We start from the raw sequence: 7,509 nt of genomic DNA, 5'->3' as shown, positions 1-7,509 counted from the left end.
CCTGGCCGCCTACGCCCAGCTGACGCTCTCGCTGCTCCCCCACCGGGTCCTCCGGCTCGAGCGGGTGTTCCGGATCAACTTCGCCACCCTGTCGATCAGCCACGTGGTGCCGGCCGGGGTGGCCGCCGGTGGGACCCTCGGCTACCGCCTGCTGACCGGATCGGGGGTGGCGGGACCCGACGCCGCCTTTGCCCTGGCCCTTCAGGGCATCGGCTCGGCGGTGGTCCTCAACAGCCTGCTGTGGGTGGGCCTGATCGTCTCCATCCCCCTGTACGGATTCAACCCTCTCTACGGGACGGCGGCGGTCCTCGGGATCCTGCTGATCGGCTTCGTCACCTCCATAGCCGTCCTGATGACCCGGGGGGAGGAACGGGCCGTGCGGGTGCTGCGGGCGGTGGCGGGCCGGGTGCCGGTCATCACCGCCGACCGGACCGAGGCCCTGTTCCGCCGGCTGGCCGTGCGTCTCCAGGAGCTGACGAGCGACCGGACCCGGCTGTGGCGCTGCGTGGGGTGGGCGGCCGCCAACTGGCTGCTCGACGCCGCGTCGCTGTGGGTGTTCCTGCTGGCCTTCGGCAGCGCCGCCAACCCCGACGGGCTGATCGTGGCCTACGGCCTGGCCAACGTGCTGGCCGCCCTGCCGATCACCCCGGGGGGCCTCGGGGTCGTCGAGGGCGTCCTGATCCCCTCCCTGGTGGGCTTCAACATGTCGAAGGGCGTGGCCACCCTCGGCGTGCTGTCGTGGCGGCTGGTGAACTTCTGGCTGCCGATCCCGACCGGCGGCGCCACCTACCTGAGCCTGCGGGTGGACAGCAGCCTCATGGACACCGGCCAGCTCCAGGCCCTCACCCGGCGGCCGGGCCGGAGCGGCCGTCCGGAGGACGCGGCGCCGGAGCGTCCGGCGCCGGTGGAATGGCGGCTGCGCCCGGGGGCGCCTGGAGCTCGCCCAGAGCGGCGTCGATCGCCTGGAGGCGCTCCATGATCTCCCCCGCCGACCGCCCCGATCCCGACACCTCCCAGCTCCCCACGGTGGAGACCAGGCGGCCGGCCACCTCCTCGACCTCGCGGACCCTGGCCTCGAGGGGCGGCAGGGCGCGCTGGCGGAGGGGGCGGGTCCGGCGGTCCACCTCGACCAGCTCGCGATCCACGCCCGCGGCCAGCCGTTCCACGTCGGCAGCCAGGTCCTGCCACGGCCCGTCCCGGCCGGCCGGGAGCGCCATCCGGACCTGACCGACGGCCACCAGCAGCCGGCGGTGCAGCACGGCCTGGCGCGCCAGCGACCAGCGCCACCGCAGGGGCACGGTCACGCTCTTCACCAGCAGGAGGGGCCGGCGCAGACGGCGCACGAGGAGGGCCGTGCCCACCGCCGCGACCAGCGCCAGGACCACGAGTACCACGGCCACCGCCGCCAGCGCCGCACCCAGCGCGCCGAGGATCACCACGCGGCGAAACTACCGTGCGGCGATGCTCACGCGGTCCGCAGCCACCCGTTCCGCCCCGGTGCGCCGCACGACCGAGCTGGGCCTGCTGCTGCTGGTGGCGCTGTTTGCCGGCGGGGCCTACCTGCTGGCGTCGCTGGGCCGCACGGCCTCGATCCCCGCCAACGCCCTGCCGTTCTTCGGGTGCCTGCTGCTCCTCCTGCTGGGCGCCCACGTCGCCACCCGGCGCCTGGCGGGCCGGGCCACGCCGGTCCTGCTGCCCCTCGCGGCGTTCCTCAACGCGGTCGGGTACGTGTTCATCGCCAGGCTGAGCTCCCACCTGGCGGGACTGCAGGCGCTGTGGACCGCCATCGGCGTGGGCGCCTACGTGCTGACCCTCGTCGTGGTGCGGCGCATCCAGCTGCTCGAGCGCTACCGGTACCTGATCGCCGCGGCGGGCGTGCTGCTGCTGCTGGCCCCCCTGGCCCCGAAGCTGGGCCAGAACATCAACGGGGCCCGCCTGTGGGTGCGCCTCGGGCCCCTCACGTTCCAGCCCGTCGAGCTGGCCAAGCTGGCCCTGGCCGTGTTCTTCGCCTCCTACCTGGTGGAGAAGAGGGACCTCCTCATCACCCCGACGTCGCGCGTCGGGAACCTGCTCGTGCCCGATCCCCGGCCCTTCGGCCCCCTGGTCCTCATGTGGGGGCTGTCGCTGCTCGTCATGACGGCCGAGCGCGACGTGGGCTTCTCGCTGCTGATCTTCGTGCTGTTCATCGCCATGCTCTGGGTGGCGACGGGGCGGGCCGCCTACCTGGTCGTGGCGGCGGTGCTGTTTGCCATCGGCGCCGTGGTCATGAGCGCCGCCTTCCCCCACGTCCACCAGCGCATCACGGTGTGGTGGAACCCGTGGCCGTACTCCCACACCATCGGCTACCAGTCGGTGCAGGCGCTGTTCGCGCTCGGGAGCGGCGGGCTGACCGGCTCGGGGCTGGGACTGGGGCGTCCCGACCTGGTGCCGGTCGTGGCCAGCGACTACATCTTCGCCGCCATCGGGGAGGAGCTGGGCCTGCTCGGCACGACCGCCGTGCTGATGGCGTTCGTGCTCCTGGTGGGGGCGGGGATCAGGACGGCGCTGCGGTCACGGTCGGACTTCGCCAAGCTGCTCGTGGCCGGGCTCACCGCCATCCTCGGCTTCCAGGCCTTCTTCATCATGGCCGGCGTGGTCCGGCTCCTCCCCGTCACTGGCGTGACCCTGCCCTTCGTGGCCTACGGCGGGTCCTCCCTCGTCGCCAACTACATCCTCCTGGCCCTGCTCGTGCGCGTCTCCCACGAGGGCGCCGGCGGGGTCTGACGGAGCGGGCTCGGGCGGGCGGGTCCTGATCCCCTCCCGGTCCATCACGTCGTCCACGACGAGGAGCGGGCCGGAGCCCGGGAGGCGCAGCAGCAGCCCCACCGCGTCCGACGGCCGGCACGAGACGACCCGGCGGTCCTCTCCCCGGATGAGATCGAGGTGGGCGTAGAACGTCCGCTCGCGGACCCCGGATATCACGGCCTGCTCGACCTGCACGGAGAACTCCCCGAGCACGTCCGCCATCAGCTCGTGGGTGACGGGGCGGGGCCAGCGCACACCGCGCAGGGCGGCGGCGATCGACGACGCCTCGGGGAAGCCGATCGGGATGTGCAGCTCCCGCTCCTCCCCGTCGTTCTCGCGCAGGATCAGGACGGGGTTGGGACTGGGGAGGTCCATCAGCACACCGACGACCGAAACAGCTCTCACCGCCGCTACCGGTACTTACGCATGCCGACGTTGAGGGCGATGCCGACGGCGGCGAAGGTGGCGATGGTGGACGAGCCCCCGTAGCTCACGAGCGGCAGCGGGATGCCGGTGATCGGCATGATGCCCATGGTCATGCCTGCGTTCTGGAACACGGAGAAGGCGATGTAGCCGAGGACGCCGGCGCACAGCATGGCCCCGAACACGTCGTAGGCCAGCTGGGCGGTGCGCCACACCCGCCACACCATGATCCCGAACAGGGCCAGGAGGGAGGCGGCGCCGGCAAAGCCGAGCTGCTCCCCCACGGCGGTGAAGATGAAGTCGGTCTGCTGCTCGGGGACGTACTGCAGGTTGGTCTGGGGGGCGTGGAACAGGCCCTTGCCGAAGCCGCCGCCGTTGGCGATGGCGATCTTGGACTCGCACAGGTTGTACCCCGCCTGGTTGGTCGGCCCGCACGAGTTCTGGTTGAGGAAGGCGGTGAGCCGCTCCACCTGGTAGTGCTTGAGCACGTGGAGGTGGATCCCGCCGAAGACCGCTACCGACGCCACGACCGCCACGGCCACCAGGTAGCGGGCCCGGACCCCGGCGGCCACGAGCATGGCCCCGAGCACGCACCCCAACGTGATGGCGGTGCCGAGGTCGGGCTGGATGGCCACCAGCGCCACCGGCACGGCCCCCATGGCCAGCAGCACGACCAGGCGGCGCGCGTCAATGTCGCCTTCCCATCGTCTGATCATCGTGGCCAGGGCCAGGATCAGCGCCAGGATGGCGAACGACGAGGGCTGCAGCTGGAAGGAGCCGACCTGGAACCAGCGCTGCGAGCCGAGGGCGCGGGACCCGAACGGCGACATGACCGCCAGCAGGAGGAGCAGCACCAGGCCGTAGCCCAGGAGGCCGATCTCCTCGAAGTGGTGGTAGTCGAACACCATGCACACGATCATCACGAGGATGCCGAGCACCACGTAGGTGGCCTGGTGCTTTAGGTACAGGTGGGGGTCGTCCCCGAGCAGCTGCAGCTTGGTGCGGGTGGCGGAGTACACCATGACCACGCCGACGATCGACACGATCAGCGTCGACAGCAGCAGCAGCAGGTCGAGGTGGCGGAGGTAGCGCCCGGTCGGGCCGACGTTCGGGTCCAGGACGCGGGCCACGGGCCTGCAGGGTAGCGGTCGAGGTTCTAGCGGCTGGTCGGCGTGATCAAGGCCGGGAGGTCGGTCCCGCCCATGAGATGGGCGTCCACGGCGGCGGCGCACGCCCGGCCCTCGGAGATGGCCCAGACGATCAGGCTCTGGCCCCGGCCCATGTCCCCGCAGACGAAGACCCCCGGGACGTTGGTGGCCCACGCCGCGTCCCGCCCCACGTTGCCCCGGGCGTCGAGATCCACGCCCAGCTGCTCCACCAGGCCCTCCCGCTGCGCTCCGAGGAAACCCATGGCCAGCAGGACCAGCTGGCACGGGATCTCGAACTCGGACCCGGGGACGGCCTCGAAGCTGGTCGTGCCGTTGTGCTGAACCGGCTGGACCTCGTGACCGCGCAGGGCGCGCAGCGCCCCGGTCCCGTCATCCACGAGCTCGGTGGTCGAGACGGCGTAGACCCGCTCGCAGCCCTCCTCGTGGGCCGAGCTGGTGCGGAAGATGACCGGCCAGGTGGGCCAGGGGTGGTCGGAGCTGCGGGTGTCCGGGGGCCGGGGCAGGATCTCCAGCTGGTGGACGGACACCGCCCCCTGGCGGTGGGCCGTCCCGAGGCAGTCGGCGCCGGTATCTCCTCCGCCGATGATCACGACCCGCTTGCCGGCGGCGCTGAGGGGGGACTCGGCCAGGTCCCCCTCCTGTACCCGGTTGGACAGGGGCAGGTACTCCATGGCTTGGTGGACGCCGCTGAGCTCCCGGCCGGGCACGGGCAGGTCGCGCGGGATCGTGGCGCCCCCGGCCAGGACCACGGCGTCGAACTCGGCCCGCAGCTGGTCGCCGGTGACGTCGACACCGGCGTTGACGCCGGCCCGGAACTCGGTGCCCTCCGCCTCCATCTGGCGCAGCCGGCGCTCGAGCACCCGCTTCTCCATCTTGAACTCGGGGATCCCGTACCGCAGCAGGCCGCCGATGCGGTCGGCGCGCTCGAAGACCACCACGGTGTGGCCGGCGCGGGTGAGCTGCTGGGCCGCGGCCAGGCCGGCGGGGCCCGATCCGATCACCGCCACCCGCCTGCCGGTCGGGGCGCTCGGGACCACCGGGACGACCCGCGCGGCGTCCCACGCCCGGTCGACGATCTCCACCTCGATCTGCTTGATCGTCACCGGGTCGGCGTTGATGCCGAGCACGCACGCCGCCTCGCAGGGCGCCGGGCACAGCCGGCCGGTGAACTCGGGGAAGTTGTTGGTGGCGTGGAGGCGCTCGCTGGCCTCCTCCCACTCCCCGCGGAACACCAGGTCGTTCCAGTCGGGGATGAGGTTGCCGAGGGGGCAGCCGTTGTTGCAGAACGGGATCCCGCAGTCCATGCAGCGGGCCGCCTGGGTGCGGGCCTTCTCCTCCGGGAACGGCTCGTACACCTCGCGCCAGTCCCGGAGCCGCACCGGGACGGGGCGGCGGGTGGGGGTCTCCCGGCCGTACTCCAGGAAGCCGGTGGGCTTACCCATGGGCCGCCTCCATCACGGCCTCGTCGACCGAGCGCCCCTCGGCCTCGGCCCGGCGGGCCGCCTCGGCCACCCGCTTGAAGTCGCGGGGCATCACCTTGACGAAGCGGCCGATCTCGAACGGCCACACCGCCAGCAGCCGCTCCGCCACTGTCGAGCCGGTCTCGGCCAGGTGGCGCGAAACGAGGTCGTGCACGGCCTCGACGTCATCCGCCTCGAGGGGGTCGAGGTCGACCATGTCGGGATTGACGCGTGCCGGGAAGGTCCCGTCGCGGTCGTACACGTAGGCCACGCCGCCGGACATGCCGGCCGCGAAGTTGCGCCCGGTGGGCCCGAGCACGACGACCCGGCCCCCGGTCATGTACTCGCAGCCGTGGTCCCCCACCGCCTCGACCACCGCCGTGGCGCCGGAGTTGCGCACGCAGAACCGCTCCCCCACCGCCCCGCGGATGAACACCTCCCCGCCGGTCGCGCCGTAGAGGGCCACGTTGCCGGCGACCACGTTGGTCTCGGCCGGGAACGGGGACTCGGGCGGGGGGTGCAGGACGATCCGGGCCCCCGACAGCCCCTTGGCGAAGTAGTCGTTGGCGTCCCCGGCCAGGCGCAGCGTCACGCCCCGTGGGAGGAAGGCGCCGAAGCTCTGGCCCGCCGAGCCGGACAGCCGGACGACGACGGTGTCGTCGGGCAGGCCGGACCCGCCGAAGCGGCGGGTGATCTCGTGGCCGAGCATGGTGCCGAACGTGCGGTCGACGTTGCGGATGGCCAGGTCGATCTCGACGGGGCGGCCGTCGTCGAGGGCGGGCCGGGCCAGGCGGATCAGCTCGTTGTCGAGCTTGCGCTCGAGACCGTGGTCCTGGGTGGTGACACAGCGCCGGGCCGCGCCCGGCTCCACCTCGGGTATCTCGAGGATCGGGGTGAGGTCGAGACCGTGGGCCTTCCAGTGGTCGACGGCCGGCACGGTGTCGAGCATCTCGACCTGGCCGATGGCCTCGTCGAGGCTGCGGAAGCCGAGCTCGGCCAGCAGCTCGCGCACCTCCTCGGCGATGTACTCGAAGAAGGTGACGACGAACTCCGGCTTGCCGCTGAAGCGCTTGCGCAGCTCGGGGTTCTGGGTGGCCACCCCGACGGGGCAGGTGTCGAGGTGGCAGACGCGCATCATGATGCAGCCCGACACGACGAGGGGCGCGGTGGCGAAGCCGAACTCCTCGGCTCCGAGGAGGGCGGCGACCACCACGTCGCGGCCCGTCTTCAGCTGTCCGTCGACCTGGACCACGATGCGGTCGCGCAGCCCGTTGCGCAGGAGGGTCTGCTGGGTCTCGGCCAGGCCCAGCTCCCACGGGGCCCCGGCGTGCTTGAGCGAGGTGAGGGGGGCGGCGCCGGTCCCCCCGTCGTGGCCGGAGATCAGCACCACGTCGGCGTGGGCCTTGCACACCCCCGCCGCCACCGTGCCCACCCCGACCTCGGCCACCAGCTTCACGTGGACCCGCGCCCACGGGTTGGCGCACTTGAGGTCGTGGATCAGCTGCTTGATGTCCTCGATGGAGTAGATGTCGTGGTGGGGCGGCGGGGAGATCAGGCCGACGCCCGGCGTCGAGTGCCGGGTCCGGGCGATCCACGGGTACACCTTCTGGCCCGGCAGCTGGCCACCCTCACCCGGCTTGGCGCCCTGCGAGATCTTGATCTGGAGGTCGTCG

The 7,509-nt window shown here is 72.4% G+C and carries 5 protein-coding genes; 2 read left to right on the top strand and 3 right to left on the bottom strand.

Translation table 11 applies throughout. The features are described from left to right. Together VFW24_06610 and VFW24_06605 are read left to right on the top strand one after the other, a co-directional pair. Positions 1-979 (top strand): YbhN family protein (locus VFW24_06610; protein HEX5266427.1); only part of this gene is annotated, 979 nt, incomplete at its 5' end. 482 nt (positions 980-1,461) lie between these two features. After that, on the top strand, positions 1,462-2,763 hold the full coding sequence (locus VFW24_06605; protein HEX5266426.1) for an FtsW/RodA/SpoVE family cell cycle protein: 1,302 nt from the start codon (positions 1,462-1,464) through the stop codon (positions 2,761-2,763). A gap of 431 nt (positions 2,764-3,194) precedes the next feature. Here VFW24_06605 and rodA read toward each other — a convergent pair whose 3' ends face one another. From rodA to VFW24_06590, 3 genes are all read right to left on the bottom strand, one after another. Beyond that, the gene (rodA, locus tag VFW24_06600) at positions 3,195-4,337 is read right to left on the bottom strand and encodes a rod shape-determining protein RodA (protein ID HEX5266425.1); all 1,143 of its coding nucleotides are present in this window, start codon (positions 4,335-4,337) and stop codon (positions 3,195-3,197) included. A 26-nt stretch (positions 4,338-4,363) separates the two neighbouring features. Next, positions 4,364-5,818: a glutamate synthase subunit beta gene (locus tag VFW24_06595; GenBank protein HEX5266424.1), complete on the bottom strand. Its 1,455-nt coding sequence runs from the start codon at positions 5,816-5,818 to the stop codon at positions 4,364-4,366. Further along, a partial coding sequence (locus tag VFW24_06590; protein ID HEX5266423.1) for a glutamate synthase-related protein occupies positions 5,811-7,509 on the bottom strand: 1,699 nt, incomplete at its 5' end. The genes VFW24_06595 and VFW24_06590, both read right to left, overlap by 8 nt.

The sequence above is a fragment of the Acidimicrobiales bacterium genome (assembly GCA_036273495.1).
GTDB lineage: Bacteria > Actinomycetota > Acidimicrobiia > Acidimicrobiales > JAJPHE01 > DASSEU01.
This window is presented reverse-complemented; position numbering and strand designations above follow the sequence as displayed.

Bases quoted from the DNA above. Each gene is read 5' to 3' on its own strand.
- VFW24_06605 (HEX5266426.1), top strand. From the start codon at position 1,462: ATGCTCACGCGGTCCGCAGCCACCCGTTCCGCCCCGGTGCGCCGCACG.
- VFW24_06595 (HEX5266424.1), bottom strand. From the start codon at position 5,818: ATGGGTAAGCCCACCGGCTTCCTGGAGTACGGCCGGGAGACCCCCACC.